The organism is Bowmanella denitrificans (assembly GCF_039522935.1).
Classification (GTDB): domain Bacteria; phylum Pseudomonadota; class Gammaproteobacteria; order Enterobacterales; family Alteromonadaceae; genus Bowmanella; species Bowmanella denitrificans.
Genome location: NZ_BAAAEI010000015.1, coordinates 114,919 through 137,742 on the forward strand (window position 1 = coordinate 114,919; position 22,824 = coordinate 137,742).

Annotated in this window: 24 protein-coding genes; 13 read left to right on the forward strand and 11 right to left on the reverse strand. The window is 50.1% G+C overall.

Annotation, left to right across the window (positions count from 1 at the left end; translation table 11 throughout):
• Positions 1-13: 13 nt before the first annotated feature.
• From ABD028_RS14085 to ABD028_RS14100, 4 genes are all read right to left on the reverse strand, one after another.
• Positions 14-1,381: a TRAP transporter large permease gene (locus tag ABD028_RS14085; protein WP_343845733.1), complete on the reverse strand. Its 1,368-nt coding sequence runs from the start codon at positions 1,379-1,381 to the stop codon at positions 14-16.
• Positions 1,381-1,911: a TRAP transporter small permease subunit gene (locus tag ABD028_RS14090; protein ID WP_425542111.1), complete on the reverse strand. Its 531-nt coding sequence runs from the start codon at positions 1,909-1,911 to the stop codon at positions 1,381-1,383. Before ABD028_RS14090 ends, ABD028_RS14085 begins: the two co-directional genes overlap by 1 nt.
• A 95-nt stretch (positions 1,912-2,006) precedes the next feature.
• Entirely contained in the window at positions 2,007-2,330 is a 324-nt protein-coding gene (bolA, locus tag ABD028_RS14095; RefSeq protein WP_102797503.1) for a transcriptional regulator BolA, read from the reverse strand.
• A gap of 218 nt (positions 2,331-2,548) precedes the next feature.
• Positions 2,549-3,148, reverse strand: a complete 600-nt coding sequence (locus ABD028_RS14100; RefSeq protein ID WP_343845736.1) for an alpha-ketoglutarate-dependent dioxygenase AlkB family protein — start codon at positions 3,146-3,148, stop codon at positions 2,549-2,551.
• A 27-nt stretch (positions 3,149-3,175) separates the two neighbouring features.
• Here ABD028_RS14100 and ABD028_RS14105 point away from each other — a divergent pair, with 27 nt between their 5' ends.
• Complete coding sequence (locus ABD028_RS14105) at positions 3,176-4,303, forward strand: methyltransferase (RefSeq protein ID WP_343845737.1); 1,128 nt, start codon at positions 3,176-3,178, stop codon at positions 4,301-4,303.
• An 11-nt stretch (positions 4,304-4,314) separates the two neighbouring features.
• A complete protein-coding gene (locus tag ABD028_RS14110) occupies positions 4,315-4,908 on the forward strand; it encodes a peptidylprolyl isomerase (protein ID WP_425542112.1) in 594 nt (197 codons plus the stop codon).
• A gap of 138 nt (positions 4,909-5,046) precedes the next feature.
• Here ABD028_RS14110 and ABD028_RS14115 read toward each other — a convergent pair whose 3' ends face one another.
• Positions 5,047-5,322, reverse strand: a complete 276-nt coding sequence (locus tag ABD028_RS14115) for a hypothetical protein (protein WP_343845738.1) — start codon at positions 5,320-5,322, stop codon at positions 5,047-5,049.
• A gap of 64 nt (positions 5,323-5,386) precedes the next feature.
• On the opposite strand from ABD028_RS14115, the gene ABD028_RS14120 reads away from it, so the two are divergent.
• The gene (locus tag ABD028_RS14120; RefSeq protein ID WP_343845739.1) at positions 5,387-5,674 is read left to right on the forward strand and encodes a hypothetical protein; all 288 of its coding nucleotides are present in this window, start codon (positions 5,387-5,389) and stop codon (positions 5,672-5,674) included.
• A 16-nt stretch (positions 5,675-5,690) separates the two neighbouring features.
• On the opposite strand, the gene djlA is transcribed toward ABD028_RS14120, so the two are convergent.
• Complete coding sequence (gene djlA / locus ABD028_RS14125; protein WP_343845740.1) at positions 5,691-6,536, reverse strand: co-chaperone DjlA; 846 nt, start codon at positions 6,534-6,536, stop codon at positions 5,691-5,693.
• A gap of 282 nt (positions 6,537-6,818) precedes the next feature.
• On the opposite strand from djlA, the gene ABD028_RS14130 reads away from it, so the two are divergent.
• From ABD028_RS14130 to ABD028_RS14160, 7 genes are all read left to right on the forward strand, one after another.
• A complete protein-coding gene (locus tag ABD028_RS14130) occupies positions 6,819-9,032 on the forward strand; it encodes an LPS-assembly protein LptD (protein WP_343845741.1) in 2,214 nt (737 codons plus the stop codon).
• An 11-nt stretch (positions 9,033-9,043) separates the two neighbouring features.
• Complete coding sequence (gene surA, locus ABD028_RS14135; protein ID WP_343845742.1) at positions 9,044-10,324, forward strand: peptidylprolyl isomerase SurA; 1,281 nt, start codon at positions 9,044-9,046, stop codon at positions 10,322-10,324.
• A gap of 4 nt (positions 10,325-10,328) precedes the next feature.
• On the forward strand, positions 10,329-11,318 hold the full coding sequence (pdxA, locus tag ABD028_RS14140; protein WP_343845744.1) for a 4-hydroxythreonine-4-phosphate dehydrogenase PdxA: 990 nt from the start codon (positions 10,329-10,331) through the stop codon (positions 11,316-11,318).
• Entirely contained in the window at positions 11,315-12,121 is an 807-nt protein-coding gene (gene rsmA / locus ABD028_RS14145; RefSeq protein WP_343845746.1) for a 16S rRNA (adenine(1518)-N(6)/adenine(1519)-N(6))-dimethyltransferase RsmA, read from the forward strand. Before pdxA ends, rsmA begins: the two co-directional genes overlap by 4 nt.
• The gene (gene apaG, locus ABD028_RS14150; protein ID WP_343845748.1) at positions 12,118-12,489 is read left to right on the forward strand and encodes a Co2+/Mg2+ efflux protein ApaG; all 372 of its coding nucleotides are present in this window, start codon (positions 12,118-12,120) and stop codon (positions 12,487-12,489) included. Before rsmA ends, apaG begins: the two co-directional genes overlap by 4 nt.
• A 2-nt stretch (positions 12,490-12,491) precedes the next feature.
• Entirely contained in the window at positions 12,492-13,301 is an 810-nt protein-coding gene (locus tag ABD028_RS14155; protein WP_343845749.1) for a symmetrical bis(5'-nucleosyl)-tetraphosphatase, read from the forward strand.
• Positions 13,302-13,499: 198 nt separating this feature from the next.
• Positions 13,500-15,524: a HAMP domain-containing methyl-accepting chemotaxis protein gene (locus ABD028_RS14160; protein WP_343845750.1), complete on the forward strand. Its 2,025-nt coding sequence runs from the start codon at positions 13,500-13,502 to the stop codon at positions 15,522-15,524.
• A gap of 299 nt (positions 15,525-15,823) precedes the next feature.
• Here ABD028_RS14160 and folA read toward each other — a convergent pair whose 3' ends face one another.
• The 4 genes from folA to rplU form a co-directional block, all read right to left on the reverse strand.
• Positions 15,824-16,366 (reverse strand): type 3 dihydrofolate reductase, encoded by a 543-nt coding sequence (folA, locus tag ABD028_RS14165; RefSeq protein WP_425542113.1) that lies wholly within the window; start codon positions 16,364-16,366, stop codon positions 15,824-15,826.
• Positions 16,323-17,486: an Obg family GTPase CgtA gene (gene cgtA, locus ABD028_RS14170; protein WP_343845753.1), complete on the reverse strand. Its 1,164-nt coding sequence runs from the start codon at positions 17,484-17,486 to the stop codon at positions 16,323-16,325. The genes folA and cgtA overlap by 44 nt, the downstream gene beginning before the upstream one ends.
• Positions 17,487-17,658: 172 nt before the next feature.
• Positions 17,659-17,916 (reverse strand): 50S ribosomal protein L27, encoded by a 258-nt coding sequence (gene rpmA, locus ABD028_RS14175; protein ID WP_102797516.1) that lies wholly within the window; start codon positions 17,914-17,916, stop codon positions 17,659-17,661.
• Positions 17,917-17,931: 15 nt separating this feature from the next.
• Positions 17,932-18,243 (reverse strand): 50S ribosomal protein L21, encoded by a 312-nt coding sequence (gene rplU / locus ABD028_RS14180; protein ID WP_102797543.1) that lies wholly within the window; start codon positions 18,241-18,243, stop codon positions 17,932-17,934.
• Between the two features lie 219 nt (positions 18,244-18,462).
• Here rplU and ispB point away from each other — a divergent pair, with 219 nt between their 5' ends.
• Both ispB and ABD028_RS14190 read left to right on the forward strand, forming a co-directional pair.
• Entirely contained in the window at positions 18,463-19,434 is a 972-nt protein-coding gene (ispB, locus tag ABD028_RS14185; RefSeq protein WP_343845755.1) for an octaprenyl diphosphate synthase, read from the forward strand.
• A 104-nt stretch (positions 19,435-19,538) separates the two neighbouring features.
• Positions 19,539-20,993 carry an amidohydrolase family protein gene (locus ABD028_RS14190; RefSeq protein ID WP_343845756.1) on the forward strand — a complete coding sequence of 485 codons (1,455 nt, stop codon included), beginning with the start codon at positions 19,539-19,541 and terminating at the stop codon, positions 20,991-20,993.
• A 76-nt stretch (positions 20,994-21,069) separates the two neighbouring features.
• On the opposite strand, the gene mdh is transcribed toward ABD028_RS14190, so the two are convergent.
• A complete protein-coding gene (gene mdh / locus ABD028_RS14195; RefSeq protein ID WP_343845758.1) occupies positions 21,070-22,008 on the reverse strand; it encodes a malate dehydrogenase in 939 nt (312 codons plus the stop codon).
• A 296-nt stretch (positions 22,009-22,304) separates the two neighbouring features.
• Here mdh and argR point away from each other — a divergent pair, with 296 nt between their 5' ends.
• The gene (argR, locus tag ABD028_RS14200; RefSeq protein ID WP_102797520.1) at positions 22,305-22,772 is read left to right on the forward strand and encodes a transcriptional regulator ArgR; all 468 of its coding nucleotides are present in this window, start codon (positions 22,305-22,307) and stop codon (positions 22,770-22,772) included.
• Positions 22,773-22,824 lie beyond the last annotated feature (52 nt).

Sequence of the window (22,824 nt, forward strand, 5' to 3'; positions counted from 1 at the left end):
TTGTTGTTGATATTTATCCGTATAACTGTGCGGGCAACCAGGTAGCTAACTGCGGCCATATTGCCAACATCACCAACAGCGCTAGCTGTATGACGATAAATGGCACCACCCCTTTATACATATCACTGGTTTTTACCGAAGCCGGGGCAACCCCGCGAAGATAAAACAAGGCAAAACCAAAAGGTGGGGTTAAAAACGAGGTCTGCAGATTAATAGCAATCATAATGCCCAGCCAAACCGGGTCCACCCCCATAGCCAGCAAGACAGGCCCAACAATGGGCACAACCACGAACGTGATCTCGATAAAATCCAAAATAAATCCCAGCAGGAAAATCACCAGCATAACCAACAGCATTGCAGCGAAAACCCCGCCTGGCAGTGCAGCGAAGAAATCTTCAATCAGCGCTTCGCCACCAAGCCCCCGAAACACCAGGGAAAACACCGACGCGCCAATAAGAATCAAAAACACCATGGACGTGACTTTTGTGGTGCCCAGCATTACTTCTTTTAAGGTTGCAATGCTCAATTGTCTGGAAATGAGTGCCAGCAGCAATGCACCAAAGGCCCCTACCCCTGCCGCCTCGGTCGGTGTCGCCAAACCAGTCAAAATAGAACCCAAAACCAGCAGCATTAATAACAGTGGCGGCAGCAAGGCTTTAAGTAAGGGCAGCAACGTCAGTGGTGCGGCCGCCGTGACGCTGGATTCAAACCAGTGCGGTTTAAAACGACTGCACAGCAACACATAACAAAGATAAAGTACAACCAGCAGCAGGCCGGGCAATAAAGCACCGACAAACAAATCTCCGACAGACACAGACTCCGGCGAAAAAATCCCCATATCCAGTTGCGCCTGTTGGTAGGCACTGGATAAGACATCGCCCAGCAGAACCAGGGCGATGGAGGGCGGTATAATCTGACCAAGGGTGCCGGTCGCACAAATGCTGCCAGTGGCAAATGCCGGGTGGTATCCGCGGTTAAGCATGCTAGGCAGTGACAACAACCCCATAGTCACCACAGTCGCACCGACAATGCCGGTACTGGCCGCCATCAACATCCCCACCAAAACCACCGAAATGGCCAGTCCACCGCGAAAACGCCCAAACATCTGCGACATCGCTGCCAGTAGCAGTTCGGCCACTTTGGACTTTTCCAGCATAATGCCCATAAACACAAACAGCGGTACGGCCAGTAATGTCTGATTGGTCATAATGCCGTACAGCCTGCTTGGCAAGGCATGCAGGTACGCCATATCAAACACACCAAATAGCGCACAAACCGAAGCAAACAACAGCGCCGTGCCAGCCAGGGCGTAGGCAACAGGATAGCCAAGCATTAACACCAGACACACCAGCACAAATAAAATCAGGGCCAGAAACTCCATCAGGCCTCCCGCTGTGTATTAGCTTGAGCCTGTTTAAGCTGTTGCCAGTTTAACCAGCTCTGTGCGAGCGCCTGTAGCGTCATTGTCAGACAGAAAATGGGGATTAGGCTTTTCAGTACAAAAACTAACGGTAGGCCCCCTGCCTCTGGCGAGGCTTCCAGTAGCAACCAGGAACTGCTGACATAATCCCAGCTCATCACAAAAATAAAACCGTTAACCGGCAGCAATAACAACAAAGTGCCAGCAATATCAATCAGGTTGCGGGTTCGAACTGACAATCGCCGATAGAAAATGTCCACTCTGACGTGTTCATCCGCCTTCAGAGTGTGTGCAGCCCCCAGCATAAAGACCATTGCATGCAGATACATGGCGGACTCCTGCATGGCAATCCAGCCCAGGTTAAAGCCATAGCGGAGTATCACAATAAGGAACACCAGTATAACCATGGTCAGGGTCAACCAACTGACGCCCTTACACAGGTATAAATTGATTCGATCTATTCGTTGGCAGGATGATGTCAGCAGCGGCACTATGGATATTTATTGTTGTCCTTTTGCTAAAGCTTTTAACAAAAAGCTTACCGGAATGGAACGGCGAGCCGGTCAACAGACATAAAAAAAGTGTCCTAAGACACTTTTCGTTTCAAGCCGCCCAGGCAGGCTGGCGAATCTGGCGCCCCGCCATATAAACCTTGCCACTCACTATCTGTATAGGTATGCAAGGCCAGGGCATGAATATGATTAGCTAATTCATCTTTAAGTACGGCATTCACCGCTCTGTGTCTGTTGATCAAACGCTCACCGTTGAATGAAGGACAGACTAGCACCACTTTGAAGTGGGTTTCAGCGCCAGCAGGCACATTATGCTGATGGCTTTCATTAATGACTTCCAGATAAGCCGGCTGAAAATGTGTCAACAGTTTTTCTTCGATAGTGTTTTGAATGTTCATCTCTCAACCCCTGTATACTACTTAATTGTGGCCAGCCCTTGAGGGCATTCTTGCCACGGATGTGTGTCCCTTACAGGTTTAAATTTAGTCTTCGCCACCAAGGTTACAACCAAATTCCAGGCTGGCTATGATAACCGTCTGAGCCTTCGAGATATATTTTTTCTGACAGGATATATAGCCATTTATAACCTTCCTCTGGCCAAAAGCCCGCAGTGAAATCAGCAATAGATATAACGAAAGGTCAGATTGATACGCTCGCCAATCACCCTGCGGGTTTTAGCAATTCCATGCTGCCAATGGCTTTGCGTCGGCCCGGACATGATCAATAAACTGCCGTGTTGCAGCGGCAGTCTGTGGGTTTGCCCGGTACCTTTATGGCGGAAATCCAGGTTGCGACAGACCCCCAGACTCACAGAGGCGATCACCGGGTTGCGCCCCAGTTCAGGCTCATCATCTGAGTGCCAACCCATGCTGTCGTCGCCACTACGGTACCAATTCGCCAGGACCGCATTAAAGCGTTGTCCGCAGGCTTGCTCACATGCCAGTTTTAGTGCGCTGAGCTCGGCAGTCCAGTGCTCTGGTGACAAGGTCAATCCGGAATAACGATATTGTGTGCCAGCATCCCCATACCAGGCTTGCAACCTGGGGATTTTCACCACTTTGCCGTAGAGTTTGATATGATCCTGACGCCAGGCCAGACTGTCACGAAAGCAACGCAGCAATCCGTCAGCACTGCACTGGTCAAGGAAATCCGGTCTATAGTCCAACTCAGCCTGAGGTAAGGTGATTACACCGGTATCGAATAACGACTGCTGCACAAAAGCCTCAAAGAGATCTGCCGTATCATGAAGGTAATTCTAACCGCAAATGACCATAGCCTTAAGCTGCATCGCTACCCAGCCCGCCTGCAGGACAAAAATGAACAGGCCTGGGATGCTGCCGATGAGTTACTGCTTGAACAAATGCAAGCGCAGCCCAAACCGGCCAGATTACTGATATTCAATGATGACTGCGGTGCATTAAGCTGTTTTCTTGCCCATTGGTCACCATCCTGGATTAGCGACTCTCAGGTTGCCAGACTGGCTTGCCAGCAAAATTTAGCTGACAACAATATCGCCCCCCATAAGGTCAGCTTTTATGACAGCCTGACCTTACCCGAAGGCAAAGCCGATCTGGTGCTGATGAAAATCCCGAAAACCCTGGCACTGCTGGAACACCAGTTAATTCAGTTACAGCCCTGGGTTGATGCCAACACCCGCATCATTGCTGGTGCCAAGGCCAATCAGATCCAAAAATCCACCCTGGCCTTATTTGAAAAATACCTGGGGTCAACCCACACCTCGCTGGCCAAAAAGAAGGCCAGATTAGTGTTTTGCCAACCGCAAACGCGCACTCCAGTGCCTTCGCCCTATCCAGATATCTGGCCACTGGAAGGCACAACATTGCAGATACACAACCACGCCAATGTGTTTGCCAGAGCGCAATTGGATATCGGTGCCCGCTTTCTGCTACAGCACCTTCCGGATGCCAGCAATAAGCGGGTAATCGACCTGGGATGTGGCAATGGCGTGCTGGGACTGAGCCTGCTGGCCCGCGCACCAGTGACTAAACTGCTGTTTGTTGACGAGTCATTTATGGCCGTCGAATCAGCCAGGCTGAACGTACAACATAACCTGCCGCACAAACTTAACGACTGTGAATTTATCGCCAGCAATTGCCTGGAGCAGGTGCCACAGCAGCAGGTTGATCTGGTGCTGTGTAATCCGCCCTTTCATCAACAGCAACGCATTACCGACCATATTGCCTGGCAGATGTTCAATGACGCCCGGCGTTATTTGCGTTCAGGCGGAGAGCTGCGGATTGTCGGCAACCGCCATTTAGGTTATCAGGACAAACTGAAACGGTTGTTTGGTGGCTGCCGCCAGGTTGCAGTCAATAATAAATTCGTTATCTTATCTGCATTTAAAAACTAAGGAGGATTGTCATGTATCGGATGATAGCCGCACTTATCTTGTGTTTTTCTACCTTAACACTGGCCGCCGATGACGGCTCACAGCTGCAAAAAGGCAATCTGTTTCCACGGGTTAAGTTAGATACCAATATGGGCAGTATTGTAGTTGAACTGGACCGCGCCAGCGCCCCCATTACCACCAATAATTTCCTATTGTATGTGGATAAACGCAGCTATGAAGGCACAATATTTCACCGTGTTATTCAGGACTTTGTGGTGCAGGGCGGCGGCTACGACAAGGACTTTAATACCAAGCCGGTGATGAAAACCATCTTTAACGAGTCGGGCAATGGTAATAAGAATGAGCTGTATACTATCGCCATGGCCAGGGAGAACGATCCCCATTCCGCCGGCCGTCAGTTTTTTTTCAATATGAATGATAACCCCAGCCTCGATCCGGGTCGAAAATGGGGCTATGCGGTATTTGGCCGGGTAGTAGAAGGCACAGAGGTGCTGGACAAAATTGCCGCCGTAGAAACGCAGGTCCATCCTACCTGGGGCTGGCCAGATGTGCCGGTAGAGCCGGTGATCCTGGAAAAAGCTACGTTGTTACCGCAGACGTTCTGACGACCAAAAAACAACCAGACAGGCGTTGTTTTTTTATTTAACAACGCGCTATTCTGTTTGCTCGTTTTTGGCATTGGACGCCCAGCAGATGAAATCCGTTTTAATAGTTAGCATTGCGTTAGTCGTCGCGGCAGGTACTTATGTAGCGCTAAACACTAATGAACCCGGCTTAGTAACTGAAAATGAATTGAATAATTCAGATAGTGAAAGTCCTTCCCCATCTTTGCCTTCGAAGCCAAGCTTTTCAGCTGCATTATCTAGCAGCACACCGTCAAAACCTGATTCCCCTGATACCCTGGCAGAGCCTCTAAGCAGCGTAACCTGGCAGAATAAGGCTTCATTGGATCCAAGCCGTTTTAGCTCAGAACAAGCGCTGAACCAAAGCTTTATATACCCCGATAATACTTTATCCAAAACCTCACTAAATGGCTTTTTTCTACACTCCGACTTTCATCAATGGGTAGACAACATTAGCGCTATGCAAAAATCCCAGGCCAGTATTGAAAGGGAAATCAAACTGTTCGAGCAGCTAACCAACAAGCTGGGGGGCAGAGTGTTTGGCGAGGAATATGCCTGTGCCGGGCGAATTTGTGTCGTACAGTTTTCCTATGATGCCGACGTCAGCAAAGAAGAGCTGTCGGACTTAAGCGAATTTGATAAAAACTACGTGTTTATGAACCATGCTGCAGACGCTGGCGAAGGGCAACAATTCCGGGCCATCTACATTCAAACCGATGACCCTTCGACCCTGACCATTGGCGATTGAAAAACTGCCGCTCCGCTTAACCTTCGCGCTGTTTACGAATTAATTCATAAGCGGCCTGGATATCCTGGGCTTTATTTTTAGCAATTTCCATGGCTTGCTTTGGCAGGCCTTTGGACACCAGTTTGTCCGGATGGTTTTCGCTCATCAGCTTGCGGTAAGTCTTTTTAATCTGCGCCATATCATCGGTTTTACTTACCCCCAGAATCTTGTAGGCGTCTTCCAGGCTATTGGCGTCAGTATAACTCTGCTTAGGGCCAGAATGGCTGTAGGTGCGCCGATGATGGCTGCGGGTACGAAAACGCAGTTCGGCTTCGTAAACGGACAGCAAGTACAGCAGTTCATGTTTGCGAAAGCCAAGATGGCTGGCCGCTGTCTCCAGTACTTTTTGTTCTGCACTATCCAGACTGCCGTCGGCATAAGCCGCCTGAATAAGGATCTCCAGAAACACCTGCATAATATCCCGTCGCCCGTGACAGGACTCGCGAAATTCCAACAAAATATCTTTAATGGGAAAATCTGCGGCTTTGCCTTCCCGAAATGCCTGTTGTGCTTCTTTGCGGGTATCACCGCTCAGTCCCATTTGATCCATCAAGCGGGTGGCCATCTGAATCTCTTCATTGGTGACTGTGCCACTGGCTTTGGCCACATGTCCCATACAGGCGAACAAAGCATGAAAAAACACCGCCTGGCGCTTAAAATCATCGCCCTGGCCAAAAAAACGCCCAAAGCCGCCCATCTGATCAAAATTCTGACTATAGCCCTTGTCAAACAAGTGTCCAACAATAAAACCCAGTACCGCCCCTGGTAGTCGGCCGAACATAAAGCCAAAAAACGTACCTAGCAATTTACCCCAGATGGGCATGCGCAATATCCTTGTTGAAATTAAGCGTCATCAAAAAACTGTTTGTATCTATCGGTTATGCAAGCCCGTTGCGCGGCTAATATATCGAATCGCCCAGAGCAATTGAAGCGGATTCCCTTAGGTTTCAGGGCAGCAATCAACACGATAGCGGCCAATAAACAAAAAAAAACATATTATAAGCCCGCTTTTCTGCAACTCTGCTGGTAAAACTGGTCGAAACCCTTAAAATCTGGCCATCATGCAAATGTCACAGATTGTTATCAAAGGGATTTCCATTCGCCTATGAGACTAAAGCGCCTGCCCCTCGCCATATTCTGGTTGCTAAGTACGTCTGCAACGGCGCAACAGATGGAATGTCCTATCCCCGAACGGCAGATATTGCCAGACGCTCCTGTCACCAATCCAGGGGATATTCATGTCAAGGCAGGAAGAACGGAGATCCAACAGGACAACCTGGCGCTGTTCAGTGGCAATGTCGAAATTAACTCTGAGCAGGGCTTAATTCAGGCACAACGAGCCAGGATAGACAAGACACAGCGTGCACTGCATGCCGACGGTAATATTCGTTTTGCTGACCAGCAGATTCAGGTCAACAGCGATCAGATCGACATTAATCTGGCTTCAGGTAAGTTACGGCTGGAAAACACCGAATATCAGATGCTGGGCTTTCAGGGACGAGGTCTGGCCGATAGTATTCAGTTGGATAGCCAGCAAGGCTTAGAATTGCAAGAGGTGAGTTTTTCAACCTGTCCGGCAGGTGCCGAAGACTGGCTTATCAAGGCCAGCAGTCTGCAGTTAAGTCCAGATGACAATTGGGGGACGGCGCGCAATACCCGGTTCTACCTGGGTGGTGTACCGGTTTTCTACCTTCCGTATTTTAAGTTTCCGGTTACAGATCAGCGCCAGACCGGCCTGTTGTTTCCCAGGGTGTCCACGTCAGACAAAGTGGGGGTCAGCTACGAGCAACCCTTCTACTGGAACATTGCGCCAAACTACGATGCCACCATCAGCCCCAGAATCATGACCGACCGCGGGGTACAGTTAAAAACCGAGTTTCGTTATCTGACAGCCGCCCACAGTGGTCAGTTGGACCTGGAATATCTGGCTGATGACAGGCGCTATGAGCCGGACGATGCCCGCTATTTTTACCGCTTTATGCACCAGGGTAAGCTGTCTGAAAACTGGCAAATCAGTGCACAGGTAAATGGCCTGAGTGACGACAATTATATTGTCGACCTGGGTTCTGACTACTACAACCGGGGAGATACCCATCTGTATCAGACCCTGGCAGTAAACTACTTCTCAGATCCCTTGGATTTTTCCGCTGAAATACGCGACTTTGAGGTCATTGGTGATCACCCCAGTGCCTACCGTGCGGTACCGGAATTGAAGTTACATTACCGCCAGGCACTATCTGACTATTTAAATTTCCGTCTGCGCAGTGAATTAGCCAGATTTGAAGATGGTCGCAGCGACACCCCCTCGGCCAGCCGCCTGCATCTGATGCCTACCCTAAGCCTGCCTTTGCAAAACGCCTGGGGGGAGTTGTTGACTGAAGCCAGTGTGTTGCAAACCTGGTACAGGCAGGATTTGCCGGACGGTTCAGCATTATCTGAGAATGTCAGCCGTACGCTTGGGCAGGGGCGCATTTACGGCGCCATCAATTTCGAAAAACAAACGGAACTCTTTGGCGACAGCATGACTCAGACACTGGAGCCAAAATTTCAATATTTGTATACCAGCTATGAAAATCAGGATGCCATCGGTCTGTATGACAGCAACAGGTTATTGAACGACTACACCGGCTTATTCAGAGGTCAGGAGTTTGTTGGTCTGGACAGAATCAGTGATTCCAATCATCTGACATTGGGGGTCACAACCAGGTTGCTCGACGCCCGAAATAAAGAGTTATTCAAGCTTAGTCTTGGACAGATATTTTATTTCAATACCACCAGACTCACCGAATACCGACGTGAAGATGACCGTTCTGCACTGGCAGCGGAGCTGGATTGGCGCTTGAGCAGCAAATGGATGGCCCGCTCCGCGATACAGCTGTCTGCATCTAACCAGAAAGTAGAACGCAGCAATCTGACGCTGGACTACCGACTTAGCGAAGACAAGTTGTTACAGATTAGCCACAGGTATGTGCGAGATATTTCCGGCGAGGAAATCAATCAGTTGGGCCTCACCGCCAGTTGGCCACTGGCGCAAAATTGGCACTGGGTGGGACGCTGGTACAAGGATCTGCATAGCAAACGTACCATCGAAAGCTTCACTGGCATACAATATGAGTCCTGTTGCTGGGCTATTCAGGTGGGCAGTATGCGCTACCTGAGCAACCGCTTCGATGCATTGGGTGGCCAAAGCACAGAGGAGTTTGATACTTCCATCATGTTAGAGTTTGTATTTAAGGGCGTGGGCAGCAAGAAAAGCTCCCGCACCATGTTAGATGAAGGTCTGTTTGGCTACAGGCAACCATATTTTTTGCATAATTAATGAAGATAACTATGAAATTAAAAGCAGTATTGTGTTCGGCATTGGTGCTGGTAAGCACGCTTGGCCAGGCCAAACAGGTTGAATTGGACAAAGTGGCGGTGATCGTCAACCAAGGTGTGGTACTGGAAAGTGAAATCAAAGAATTGGTCGCGTCGGTTAAGAAAAATGCCCTGACTTCTGGCCAGGAACTGCCCTCAGATGCCGCCCTGCGCACACAGGCAACAGAGCGCTTAATTCTGACCAATCTGCAGATGCAGATGGCTGAGCGGATGGGCATTCAAATTAGCGATCCGCAACTTGAACAAACCATTGGCAACATCGCGCGCCAGGAAGGTGTTTCTGTGGAAACCTTGCGTCAGAAACTGGCAGAAGAAGGCATAAGCTATGACAGTTACCGCGAAGAAATCCGTCGTGAGCTCATCACTGGTGAAGTGCGCCGGGCCAACGTGCGTCGCCGTGTTTATATTACCCCGCAGGAAATTGACAGCCTGGTTAAACTGATGGAACAGCAAGGCCAGCAACAAGCCGAATACCATTTGGGTCACATTCTGGTGGGCTTTCCTCCTGAGCCCACTCCAGAAGATATTGACGCCGCGCGCGAACGGGCCGACAAGGTTTTGGAACTGCTGAACAACGGCTCTGATTTTGCCAAAATTGCCATTGCCTCCTCATCTGGTGCTAAGGCGTTGGATGGCGGTGATATGGGCTGGATGAACATTAACGCTATGCCCACACTATTTGCTGAAGCCGTGCACAGTAAAAAGAAAGACGATTTAATTGGCCCTATCCGCAGCGGCGCAGGCTTTCATATTCTTAAAATTATCGACCTGCGTGGTGTGCAAACGGTAGAAGTAACCGAAGTCAACGCTCGTCATATCCTGATTAAACCGTCGGTGATCCTGAGCGAAGAAAAAGCCGAACAAATGCTAAAAGACTTCCGCGCTCAAGTCCTTGCTGGTGAAGCAGACTTTGCCGCTCTGGCTAAAGAGCATTCTGCCGATCCTGGCTCAGCACTTAAGGGCGGTGAGCTGGGCTGGGCTGACCCGAATATCTACGTGCCGGAGTTTCGCGATACCCTCAACAACCTGGAAAAAGATGAGATAAGCCAACCGTTTCGCACGGTGCACGGCTGGCACTTGGCACAACTGATCGATAAGCGCACTGGCGATGCCACCGATAAGGTGCAGCAGGAAAAGGCTTATCAGTTGCTGTTTAACCGAAAGTTTGCCGAAGAAACCGACAACTGGCTGAGAGAGATGCGTGACGAGGCCTATATCGACGTTCTGGAGTAATAGCTTGAGTCTACCTCCAGTACGTATTGCCATCACGCCCGGAGAACCGGCCGGTATCGGGCCGGATCTCACTGTGCAGCTACTGCAACAACAATGGCCAGCCCAGTTGGTGTTGTTTGGTTGCGGGGCAATGCTGCAGCAGCGTGCGGCGCAGTTAGGGCTGCCATTACAACTGTTGCCGTATGACCCTGATGTTCGAGCAAGTCAGCAACCCGGCCAGGCATATCTGGTGGACATTCCTGTCACAGCAACAGTAGTGCCGGGGCAGTTAGATAGCAACAACGGCCACTATGTGGTGGAAACCCTGCGTCAGGTCAGTGAAAAAAATATCAGTGGTGAATTTGATGCTGTAGTAACAGGGCCAGTACATAAAGGTATTATTAATCAGGCCGGGGTGTCATTTAGTGGTCATACCGAATATTTTGCCCAGCAGGCCAACACTCCTGATGTGGTGATGATGCTGGCTACTGAAGGTCTGCGTGTGGTGCTGGCGACCACTCACATCCCGCTGGCCTATGTGTCCAAAGCTATTACCCGTGAGCGTCTGCACAAGGTTATCCATATCGTCAATACTGACCTGATTCTAAAATTCGGAATTCGCCGCCCTAATATCTATGTATGTGGGCTGAATCCCCATGCAGGAGAAGGCGGGCATATAGGTCGGGAAGAACTGGATGTGATCATCCCGGCGTTGGATGAACTAAGAGCAGAAGGTTTAGAATTGATTGGCCCACTACCCGCCGATACCATTTTTCAACCCAAATATCTGCAACAGGCTGATGCGGTACTGGCCATGTACCATGATCAGGGTCTGCCGGTACTGAAATATAAAGGCTTTGGCGCCTCGGTAAATATCACGCTGGGCTTACCTTTTATCCGTACCTCGGTGGATCATGGTACGGCCTTGGATCTGGCCGGTAGCGGGCAGGCAGATGTTGGCAGTTTTTCTGTCGCTTTACACAGAGCCATTGAACTGGCTGGAATTCGTCAATGAGTAAGCAACATTTAGGGCATACCGCCCGTAAAAGATTTGGCCAAAACTTCCTGCATGACCAATATATTATTTCACAAATCGTCGACGCAATTGCACCGATGCCGGGTCAGAATCTGGTCGAAATAGGTCCGGGGTTGGGAGCGCTCACCGAGCCGGTTTGCGAACAGGTGGACAAATTAACCGTGGTGGAATTGGACCGGGATCTGGCTGCCAGATTGCGCACCCACCCTTTTATTGCATCCAAGCTCAATATTGTGGAAAGCGATGCGCTGAAGTTTGATTTCAGTCAGTTGGTAGAACAAGACCGGCCACTGAGAATATTTGGTAACCTGCCATATAATATTTCTACCCCTTTGATGTTTCACTTGTTCAGCTTTGCCGACCAGGTTCAGGACATGCACTTTATGTTGCAAAAAGAAGTGGTCAAACGCTTAGCGGCCGGTCCTGGCGGTAAAGACTATGGGCGTCTGTCGGTGATGGCGCAGTACCACTGTCAGGTGATTCCTGTGCTGGAAGTACCGCCTGGTGCTTTCAAACCAGCACCAAAGGTAGATTCTGCGGTGGTTCGCCTGATACCCCACAAACAGAAGCCAATCGAAGTGCAAAGCTTGCAAAATTTGAATCAGGTCTGTGCCATGGCGTTTAACCAGCGACGTAAAACCATCAGAAACAGCCTGCGTAACCTGATTGACGATAACACTTTTGAAGAATTAGGCCTTAAGCCAGAGCTTCGTGCCGAGAACCTTAGTTTGGCAGATTTTGCAGCCCTGTCTGATCGCATCAAACCATTGGACCAAGCGTGAAGAGTCCTATCGTTATCCAGGTGAAAACCGAATATCTGCCCGGTAGTTCAAGTCCTGCACAACAGAGGTTTGCCTTCGCTTATCACATCAGCATTACTAATATGGGTAACGAGCCCGCTCAATTGCTCAACCGCTACTGGCTGATAAGTGACGCCAACGGCAAAGTGAGCGAAGTCTCAGGTGCAGGAGTGGTCGGCAAGCAACCTCATATTGGCGTGGGAGAGACTTACGAATACAGCAGTGGCGCTATTTTGGATACACCTGTCGGCAGTATGCAGGGATACTATGAGATGCAACGCCCGGATGGAGAAAGGTTTCAGGCCCCCATCGCTATTTTTCGCTTGGCCGTTCCTAATTTGATCAACTGAATATGGCAACCTTTATCGTTGGCGATGTGCAGGCTTGCCTCTCTCCGTTAAAACAATTGTTGCAACTGGCGGGCTTTACTCCAGAGCATGATCAGCTTTGGGCGGTTGGCGATCTTATTGGACGCGGTCCGGACGCATTGGCAACATTACAATTCCTTGACGGGCTGGGAGCCAGTTTTAACACAGTGTTAGGCAACCATGACCTACACTTTCTGGCCGTTTATGCCGGCATCAAAAAGCCTAAACCCGCCGATAAGTTTGATCAGTTGCTGGACTCCCCTGACTGTGCCAAATACGCCGACTGGCTGCGCCACCGGCCAATGGCAACCTTGCTTAATGAACAATGCATGTTGAGTCATGCCGGTTTGTATCCTGGCTGGAGTATCAGCGACGCGCTGTATTGGGGCAATCAGGTGGCCAGTGAATTACAGTCAGACAACTGGAAAACCCTGTTAGATTCCATGTATGGCAGTGAACCACAAGCCTGGTATGACTGCCAAAGCCGCAGCCAGAAGCTGGTTTTTACCATTAACGCTCTGACCCGCATGCGTTTTGTCAGTGATAAGGGGTATTTGGATTTCCAGTCTAAAACCGGTTTAGACCAGTCTCCCCCTGGTACTTTTCCCTGGTTTAGTCACCCTCAACTTAAATTGCATCCGCACGCCAAAGTGCTGTTTGGCCATTGGGCAGCCATTGAAGGTAAGACCGGCCATTCGCAATGCCTGGCGCTGGACACCGGCTACATATGGGGCGGCCAATTGAGTCTTTACGAACTTCAATGTGGCAAGTTTTACCGCGTTGGTCATCAATAGGCTATATTTTGGACTGTTTGCAACGTACCATGATTTTTCCGGTATAGAATTAATTCTTTGCGTCGATACAATCAGTTAGATTATTGTTGTAGTAGTAACAAAAAGTAAAAAATAACCCTTCCGTCGGTTTTCAGGTGAATTGACACTGCAAATTTGTGACAATCAGCAGGTCTCGAGCCGTTTGTTTGGAGAGCCCGTATGAATCTAACAGTAGCAATGCGTGTTATCGGTGGTTTTGCCATCATCACTCTGTTGCTTTTTGTCGTCAGTATTTCCTCCCTGGTTAATTTAAATGATGTGGACAGCGCCACTGAAGAGGTGAATACCCTCGCCTTACCTACCCTTCAGGGCAGCAGCGCATTGAAAGTATCTTTTGTTAATATGGGCAGAATTACCTTTGAGGCTTTCTACGAAGCCGAATTATCTGGCCTTGATGATGCGTTGCAACGTTTCTCATCCAGTCGCAGTAATTTTGAAACAGAAATGCAGAAGCTTAAACAGACGGTGAGTAGTCAGCAGGAACTCAAGGCCACCCTGGCCAGGGTTGAAAGCGTATACAACGACTACAACAACAATGTTACCCGCATGTTTGATAACCGTCGTGCTGATCTGGAGCTGGGACAAAAGCTGGGCGGACAGCTATCGGACCTGGAAGATAACACAGACGATACCTCTACCTTACTGCTGGACTTCTCGGATTTAAGTCAGGCCCGGGGTAATGGCCCGCTGGCAGAAGCAGCCAAAGTCGGTAGCGAGCTCGAAACCGGTTTGATGTCGTTGGTGACTGTCGGCAACCAGTACAGCCGCACTGAAGACCTAACCAAGGCCGAGACTATTGGTAATGAACTAAAACTGCTGCTGGACAATGCCAAGAGTAGTGCAGAAAAAATGGAAAAATCGGCAGCAGGGCGCGATAGCAGCGGTATGCTGGCCGAAATCCTGGAAATGGTGGAAAGTATCGACAATACCATTTCTTCAAATGGCGGTATTTTAAAAAGCCAGGTAGAAAAGCTTAATCGTCAGGCCGACGCCGTCAGTGCGCTGCAAAACTCAGAAGCCAATATCACCTCAGGTATCGCTGACTTGGATAATTTACTGAAGCAGGCCAACAGCATTACGGCCAGAGTAAAAAGCGATGTGTCCGACTCTGTGGCCAGCGGTACTACCAGTACCTACCTGATTATGCTGATCTCCGCATTTGCTGCGGCCGCTATCGCCTTTTTCAGCGTACGCGCCATTACCGTACCGCTGAACAAAGTGAATGAGATGCTGCATGTGGTCTCATCCGGCGACCTGACCCAAAAACTGGATGACAGCTCCAAAGACGAGTTTGGAGAGCTGGCAACAAACTGTAATAACCTGATTGAAAGTCTGAAAGCCTTGATCTCCGGGATCAGCTCCAGAGCCACACAACTGGCTGCGGCTTCCGAAGAAACATCAGCAGTGACTTCCCAAACAACCCGTTCAATTCAGGAGCAGAAGTCACAGATTGCTCAGGTAGCTACCGCGACCACGCAGATGAACAGTACCTCGCAGTTGGTATCACAAAGTGCAGAAGACACACTGAACCAGATTCGTCATGCTGATGCAGAAGCGGAGAAAGTGAAGGCCATTTCTCAGGAAAACAAAAGCACGATCATGGTATTGGCCCGTGAAGTGGAAAAAGCCGCCGAAGTTATCAATAAACTTCACCAGGACAGTGCCAGCATTGGTGGCATTCTGGATGTTATCCGTGGCGTAGCGGACCAGACCAACTTGCTTGCCCTTAACGCCGCCATTGAGGCCGCCAGGGCTGGCGAACAGGGTCGAGGCTTTGCCGTGGTAGCGGATGAAGTGCGCACCCTGGCCAGCCGCACTCAGGAGTCCACACAGGAAATCCACTCCATGATTGAAATGCTGCAGGCCGGGGCTGAAAAAGCCGTGTCGGTTATGCAACAAGGTAAGCAGCAGGCAGAACTGTGTGTCACACAAACTGAAAAAGCCACCTCTGCCCTGGATTTGATTACTAACGCGGTACACAAGGCACACGATGTATCCAGCCAGATTGAGCAATCTGCGCGTGAACAGTATCAGGTGTCGCAGGAAATCAGCGAGAAACTGGAAAATATCGTCGCCATTGCTGAAGAGACGGCAACCGGTGCCGAACAGACAACAGACTCCAGCCATGAAGTGGCGCGTCTGGCAGATGAACTGCAAGGCTCGATTCGCCAGTTCAGGGTTTAATAACCTGAAAGCCACATAAAAAACGCAGCATCAGCTGCGTTTTTTATGTCCAGGGATGGACGGTATGTCGATGTTGTAGGGAACACTCATCGACGATGTCCAGAATGGGCGATTGTCGATGTAGTCGGGAACATTCATCGACGATGTCCAGGGATAGACGGGCAGAAAGACTGCTCCTCGGCTTTGTGTCCTGAGTCGCCCTACCTCCTCCATCCATGGAGTCGTGCGTTTTCTGCACTTCCACCATCCATGGCGGGCGTATGTCGATGTAGTCAGGAACATTCATCGACGATGTCAGACTAAATACGCTCCAACGTTCTAAACGTCAGGTTATGGGGATTGGCGTCATCAGCCGGTCGAACCTGAGTGTCCAGCTCACGCCACTCGGCCTCAGCCATATAATCAGGAAAGCTGGTATCACCTTCCACCAACAAATCAATGTCGGTAATGTACAGGCGTGTGCAAAGAGGTAAAAAGTGCCGGTATATAGCGCCGCCACCAATCACCATTAACTCTTCCGTCTCGCCTTGCTGTGCAACCTGCACAGCAAGTTCGGGAGAAGATACCACAGTGATCCCATCCGCCTTAAAATCTGTGTCGCGACTGATAACAATATTGTGTCGTCCCGGTAAAGGTCGGCCAATGGATTCGAAGGTTTTTCGCCCCATCACCACAGGTTTACCCAGGGTAACCTGTTTAAAATGTTGAAGATCGGCGGGCAAATGCCAGGGCATAGCATTGTCTTTGCCAATCACCCGGTTTTCGGCCATAGCCGCAATCAGCGACACACGCATCCCGCTATCTCCTGTAGATGACTTCTGCACCATCTTCGTCGTCTTCATCCCAGTCATCATCATCCCAGTCGTCGTCATCCATTTCTTCAGAATGCGCACTGTTCGGCGTATCCCAATTAAACGAGACATTGATGGCGTCTTGCTGCTTTTCTTCGTCCGCCGGCAAGGTATCGATATAGTTCATAACCTCTTGTGCCAGCTTGTCGGTGCCTGTGGCACTGATAGCAGAAATACAAAACACCGGACCTGTCCATTGCATCTCGTCGATGATGCGCTGCTTGACTTCTTCCAGCTCTTCCTCCAGCAGCAAATCGGCCTTATTGAAAACCAGCCAGCGGGGCTTTGCCGCCAATTTCGGACTGTATTTTTCCAATTCAGCAATGATTGCCATGGCATTGTGTGCCGGATCTGAACCATCAACAGGCAGTATATCCACCAAATGTAACAAGATACGGCAGCGCTCTAAATGCTTAAGGAAACGAATCCCCAACCCTGCGCCGTCAGCTGCACCTTCTATCAGACCTGGAATATCAGCCACCACAAAGCTGCGATTGCTGTCGACCCGCACCACGCCTAAATTGGGAACCAATGTAGTAAAAGGATAATCAGCTACTTTAGGCTTGGCTGCAGAGACAGAGCGAATGAAAGTAGATTTGCCTGCATTGGGTAAGCCCAGTAACCCAACATCGGCCAGCAGCATCAGCTCCAGTTTCAGGTTGCGGATATCACCAGGACTACCATTGGTTTGTTGCCTTGGCGCCCGGTTTACACTGCTTTTGAATCTGGCGTTACCCAGACCATGAAAGCCGCCTTTAGCCACCATTAAACGCTTGCCATGACGGGTCAGATCGCCCAGTACTTCGCCAGTATCCACATCAGAGGCCCTGGTGCCCACAGGCACGCGCAACTCTAGGTCAGCGCCACCACGGCCGGTACAATTGCCACCAGCGCCATTCTGTCCACGCTCAGCGCGGTGAATGCGCTCAAAACGATAATCCACCAAAGTATTGAGGTTTTCGTCAGCAACTAGATAGACACTGCCACCGTCACCGCCGTCGCCGCCGTCAGGACCGCCAAAGGGGATGTATTTTTCCCGGCGGAAACCCACTACGCCATTACCACCGTCACCCGCTTCAACACGGATCTCGGCTTCATCTACGAATTTCATTGTTAAACCTCATGAGGACAATATGAATACTTTAGCAGAAAGGCGTGATGCAAACATTGAAGGCTACCACGTGTGTCAGGACGATATACTATCACCACCAGGGCAACACCTTTCTCTTCGTCATATAAAAAAGCCCCGCATGGCGGGGCTTTTAGTACGTTAGCAGCGCTGATTACTCAGAAACGATGCTCACATACTTACGGTTTTGAGGACCTTTCACTTCGAACTGAACTTTACCGTCAGACAAAGCGAATAAAGTGTGATCCTTACCCAAACCTACGTTAGTGCCCGCGTGGAACTTGGTGCCACGCTGACGCACGATAATGCTGCCAGCCAGTACAGACTCACCGCCAAAGCGTTTTACACCCAGGCGTTTGCTTTCTGAATCACGACCGTTACGGGTACTACCACCCGCCTTCTTGTGTGCCATCTTTCAGTACTCCTCTTAGGCGCTGATGCTGGTGATTTTCACTTCAGTGAACCACTGACGGTGGCCCATCTGCTTGCGTGAATGCTTACGGCGACGGAACTTAACAATCTTAATTTTCTCGCCACGACCATGGGTTACCACTTCAGCCTTGACTTTACCACCGTCTACAAAAGGTGTGCCGATCTTTACGTCGTCACCGTTGCTGACCATCAGGACATTGTCAAATTCGACAGTTTCGCCTGGTGCAACTTCAATCTTTTCAAGACGAACGGTTTGGCCTTCAGCCACACGGTGTTGTTTACCACCACTTTGGAAAACCGCGTACATACTTAACTCCGCTCTTTGCGCCCGCAGGACGCCAACAATTCTAAAACAGGGCGCGAATTGTACGTGAAGTGTGCAGGCATCGCAATAGCAATTCTCCATAAATTTAGCCACATTAATGCTTTGCGGCCAACGTTTGGGGAGATTCGGTTTAACCCGCTGGAACAGTACGGCAATTTCTGCAAAAATGCCGCCAGTTTTCAGTCGATGTACCCAGTGCCAATGAACAACCAACAGATACGCGATCTTGCCGAACAGGATATGCAGGCAGTCAACCAGTTGATTCAGCAACAGGTAAGCTCAGAGGTCGCGCTGATCAATCAGTTGGGTTTCTACATTGTCAACAGCGGTGGCAAGCGTATCCGGCCACTGATCACTGTACTGGCCGCCCGTGCGCTGGGCATTGAGGGTACAGCGCATCACACCCTAGCGGCCATTATTGAATTTATTCACACCGCCACCCTGCTGCACGACGATGTGGTGGACGAGTCTACCATGCGTCGCGGTCGCGAGACAGCCAATGAATTATTCGGCAATCAGGCCAGTGTGCTGGTAGGAGACTTTCTCTATACCCGTTCATTTCAGATGATGGTCAGCCTGAAACGTATGCGGGTGATGGAAATTCTCTCAGACGCGACCAACGTTATCGCTGAAGGGGAAGTATTGCAGTTAATGAATTGCAATGACCCAGAGACCTCAGAACAAAGCTATATGCAGGTGATCTACAGTAAAACCGCCCGCCTGTTCGAAGCCGCTACCCAACTGGCTGCAGTACTGACAGACCAATCTCAGGTGATAGAGCTGGCGATGCAGAACTATGGCAAATACCTCGGCACCGCGTTCCAGTTAGTTGACGATATCCTCGACTACGCCGCCGATGCGGCAGAAATGGGCAAAAATGTCGGTGATGATCTGGCTGAAGGAAAACCCACCCTGCCATTGCTTTATGCTATGTGGCATGGCAATGCACAGCAGGCTGCGCTGATTCGACGCGCCATTGAGCAGGGCGACGGCTTACCTCACCTGCAAGAAATACAGACGGCCATGGCTCAGACCGGTGCGTTACAGTACACCCGTGCTAAAGCATTGGAAGCCAGTCAGCAAGCTGTTGAGGCCCTTAGCCCTCTTCCTGACAATGAATTCAAACAGGCCCTGATTGGATTGGCCGCTATTGCGGTTGAACGCATGGCCTGATCTCCGTCCCTTCAGGCAAAGATCTTCGCAGAACAAAATTTGTGCAAAACTAACAATGACTGCTAACGTTTTATTTCTGCATCTGCACAATCAGGATGTCGAAGATGAAACCGCTGCCTTCCCTGCCGATCAAACTGGACAGTACCTCAAACGGCGAATTTTGTCCGCCCAGGCTGAGTGAGCGAGAGGAAAGTATTAACTTTCTCGCCCGTCAATGTATCGAAAGTACCCGCAAGAAACTGGGATTAAGTCGCCGGGACTTTATGCTGACCAGCAGCGCCGCGGCTCTGACTTTGCTTTGTGCCAACCAGGTCAACGCTGCCCAAGGTCTTAATGGTGGCTTTTATGCGCTGTCTGAACTTAGTGCGTTTGAACCACAAATGGCAGATAGCACACTAGCAGGCAACGAATTTATCTTCGATATTCAGGGCCATTTCGTTGACCCCAATGGGCGCTGGCTGAATCAACTCCCCCAGGATGCCAGGCCGTTTTCGAGCATGCCATATGCTGACTGTCCACTGGCTGACTTGGCCGGCGACAGGAGCTACTTGCAATGTCTGGGGCCCAGGCAATTTATCAAGGACGTGTTCCTGGATAGCGACACAGACATAATGGTGCTGTCTTTCGTGCCCTCAATGCGTCACAGCGAGCCTTTAACCATTGAGGAGGCTGATGCTACCCGGCGCATCATTGACGAGTTGGAAGGCCACCAGCGCTTGCTATTGCATGGACGGGTCAATCCTAATCAGGATGGCGACCTGCAGGGCATGGAGGAACTGGCCGAAAAATGGCAGGTCAGCGCCTGGAAAACCTATACGCAATGGGGACCAGATGGCAATGGCTTCTTTCTGTATGACGATGTGGGTATCGCTTTTATAGAAAAAGCCAGGCAGCTTGGCATTAAAAATATCTGTATCCATAAAGGCATTCCGTTTGGTGCTCAGTCATACCAGCACAGTCTGTGCAGCGACATTGGCGTGGTAGCTAAACGCTATCCGGATGTAAACTTTATCATCTACCACTCCGGGTTTGACCCATCCGTGGAGGAAAGGGCGTATACCCATGGCTCACACCGTGCCGGCGTGGATAGTCTTATCCGCTCTTTGCAGGAAAATCAGGTGGCGCCTAACACCAATGTCTATGCTGAACTCGGCTCCACCTGGCGTTTTGTGATGCGCCACCCCGAACAGGCTGCGCACTTGCTAGGCAAATTACTCAGATATGTTGGAGAAAACAATGTGCTGTGGGGCACCGATTCTATCTGGTATGGCTCCCCTCAGGATCAAATCCAGGCCTTTCGTGCTTTTCAAATCAGCGAGGCTTTTGTTGAGCAATACGGTTATCCAGCGCTGACCCCTGAGTTAAAAGCCAAGATCTTTGGCCTGAATGCCTGCAAACCTTATCAGATATCACCTCAGGAAGTGGCGCTGCACAACCGCCAGGATAAGCTGGCTAAAACCCGGGAAAACTATCGCAATCAGCCTAGTCCACACTTCCAGACCTATGGACCGAAAAACCGTCGTGAGTTTCTGAATCTGATGCGCTGGCAAGCAAGTTAACGCAACTAATCAGCACCTGCCTCAAACAAAAAACCGGCCATTCAGGCCGGTTTTCGCAATATAGCTGAATCAGCTATCAGGCTTTATTGACGAAGTCTTCGCCCAGTTGAATATCACCACGCAGGCCACCCAGCATATCTTCTTTGGCTTTTTGCTCAAATGCGCTCAGTTTGCCGTAAGACAGAATTTCTTCCACACCATTGGCGCTCAGGCGCACAGGGTGGGCAAAGAAACGGGCATCATCACTGTTGGTTTCAACATAAGTGTATTCCACCACATTTTCGCCACGCATGGCCGCCACCAATGACAAACAGAAACGCGCCGCCGCCTGTCCCATGGACAATGTGGCACTGCCGCCACCTGCCTTGGCTTCCACCACTTCGGTACCGGCATTCTGAATACGATGCGTCAGGCTGGCCACTTCCTCGTCACTGAACTCCACACCTTCAACCTGAGACAGCAATGGCAGGATAGTGGTGCCAGAGTGGCCACCGATTACAGGCACATGTACGTTGGCAGGATTCAGGCCCTTCAATTCAGCAACAAAAGTTTCGGCGCGAATAACGTCCAGGGTCGTCACACCGAATAATTTGTTTTTGTCATATACGCCTTTGGCTTTCAGCGCTTCGGCGGCAATAGCCACAGTGGTGTTAACCGGGTTGGTAATAATACCGATGCAGGCCTTTGGACAATTGTCAGCAATGGCATCCACCAGATTACGCACAATGCCAGCATTGATATTGAACAGATCTGAACGATCCATACCCGGCTTGCGCGGTACACCGGCAGGGATCAAGACGATGTCACAGCCTTGCAGTGCGGTATTCAGGTCATCCTTGCCAAACCCTTTAACTTTCACATCGGTAGGAATATGGCTCAGGTCCACGGCCACGCCGGGTACCACAGGGGCAACGTCATATAAAGACAATTCAGAGCCGGCAGGCAACTGAGTTTTGAGCAACAGTGACAATGCCTGGCCGATACCGCCGGCAGCACCTAATACGGCTACTTTCATGTTTATCTCCTGTGAATGTGAGTAACGTTTTCGACTGACAGCGCAGTCTGTGAAAAATGTTAGGCTACTAAGCCACTGACAACCCGGGAAATGACCAGATCTGACATTTGAGCCGGATTGCGGAAAACATTGGGGGCAGAGTCTACTTTGTGGCCGGGGGCTTAGCAAGCTGCCTGCAAATCGACTCTAATTCATCAGCAAGTTTAGCGGAATAAGACCAAGGTATAAAAAACATTGATTCGTCAGGTCTGGCAGGTAAAGTAACGGCTTGAATTGATAGCAGTGTAAAAAGCGGGATGGCAATGGCAGGTAAACAAGAAGAACTGATTAAATCCTTTAAGGAAATACTCAAAACCGAAAACTTTGGTTCGCAAGGCGAGATCGTCGAAGCGCTGAAGGAACAGGGCTTTGATAATATCAGTCAGTCGAAGGTGTCCCGCATGCTCAGTAAGTTTGGCGCGGTGCGTACCCGCAATGCGCTGGGTGAAATGGTCTATTGTTTACCGCCGGAACTGGGTATGCCCACGGCCAAGAGCCCGCTTAAGCAATTAGTGCTGGATATCGTACACAACAATGTGATGGTGATTATCCGCACCAGTCCGGGGGCTGCACAGTTAATTGCCAGACTGCTGGATTCATTGAGCCAGGCCGATGGTGTACTAGGTACTATTGCCGGCGATGACACTATATTTATTGCCCCGGCCGACGTCACTCGTATCGATGACACCCTGAAGCGGGTTGAGGCACTGTTCGAAAACGTTTGATTCTTATTCTCGCAGTGCCGCTGAGGTCACAGAGAAAGGATGAGACTCATTG

Coding starts and splice junctions, on each gene's coding strand:
- ABD028_RS14105 (WP_343845737.1), top strand. CDS start 3,176: ATGAAGGTAATTCTAACCGCAAATGACCATAGCCTTAAGCTGCATCGC.
- cgtA (WP_343845753.1), bottom strand. CDS start 17,486: ATGAAATTCGTAGATGAAGCCGAGATCCGTGTTGAAGCGGGTGACGGT.
- folA (WP_425542113.1), bottom strand. CDS start 16,366: ATGAAGACGACGAAGATGGTGCAGAAGTCATCTACAGGAGATAGCGGG.
- ABD028_RS14130 (WP_343845741.1), top strand. CDS start 6,819: ATGAGACTAAAGCGCCTGCCCCTCGCCATATTCTGGTTGCTAAGTACG.
- rsmA (WP_343845746.1), top strand. CDS start 11,315: ATGAGTAAGCAACATTTAGGGCATACCGCCCGTAAAAGATTTGGCCAA.
- mdh (WP_343845758.1), bottom strand. CDS start 22,008: ATGAAAGTAGCCGTATTAGGTGCTGCCGGCGGTATCGGCCAGGCATTG.
- surA (WP_343845742.1), top strand. CDS start 9,044: ATGAAATTAAAAGCAGTATTGTGTTCGGCATTGGTGCTGGTAAGCACG.
- bolA (WP_102797503.1), bottom strand. CDS start 2,330: ATGAACATTCAAAACACTATCGAAGAAAAACTGTTGACACATTTTCAG.
- ABD028_RS14085 (WP_343845733.1), bottom strand. CDS start 1,381: ATGGAGTTTCTGGCCCTGATTTTATTTGTGCTGGTGTGTCTGGTGTTA.
- ABD028_RS14120 (WP_343845739.1), top strand. CDS start 5,387: ATGCAAAAATCCCAGGCCAGTATTGAAAGGGAAATCAAACTGTTCGAG.
- rpmA (WP_102797516.1), bottom strand. CDS start 17,916: ATGGCACACAAGAAGGCGGGTGGTAGTACCCGTAACGGTCGTGATTCA.
- argR (WP_102797520.1), top strand. CDS start 22,305: ATGGCAATGGCAGGTAAACAAGAAGAACTGATTAAATCCTTTAAGGAA.
- ABD028_RS14110 (WP_425542112.1), top strand. CDS start 4,315: ATGTATCGGATGATAGCCGCACTTATCTTGTGTTTTTCTACCTTAACA.
- ABD028_RS14190 (WP_343845756.1), top strand. CDS start 19,539: ATGAAACCGCTGCCTTCCCTGCCGATCAAACTGGACAGTACCTCAAAC.
- ispB (WP_343845755.1), top strand. CDS start 18,463: ATGAACAACCAACAGATACGCGATCTTGCCGAACAGGATATGCAGGCA.
- djlA (WP_343845740.1), bottom strand. CDS start 6,536: ATGCCCATCTGGGGTAAATTGCTAGGTACGTTTTTTGGCTTTATGTTC.
- ABD028_RS14155 (WP_343845749.1), top strand. CDS start 12,492: ATGGCAACCTTTATCGTTGGCGATGTGCAGGCTTGCCTCTCTCCGTTA.
- ABD028_RS14160 (WP_343845750.1), top strand. CDS start 13,500: ATGAATCTAACAGTAGCAATGCGTGTTATCGGTGGTTTTGCCATCATC.
- rplU (WP_102797543.1), bottom strand. CDS start 18,243: ATGTACGCGGTTTTCCAAAGTGGTGGTAAACAACACCGTGTGGCTGAA.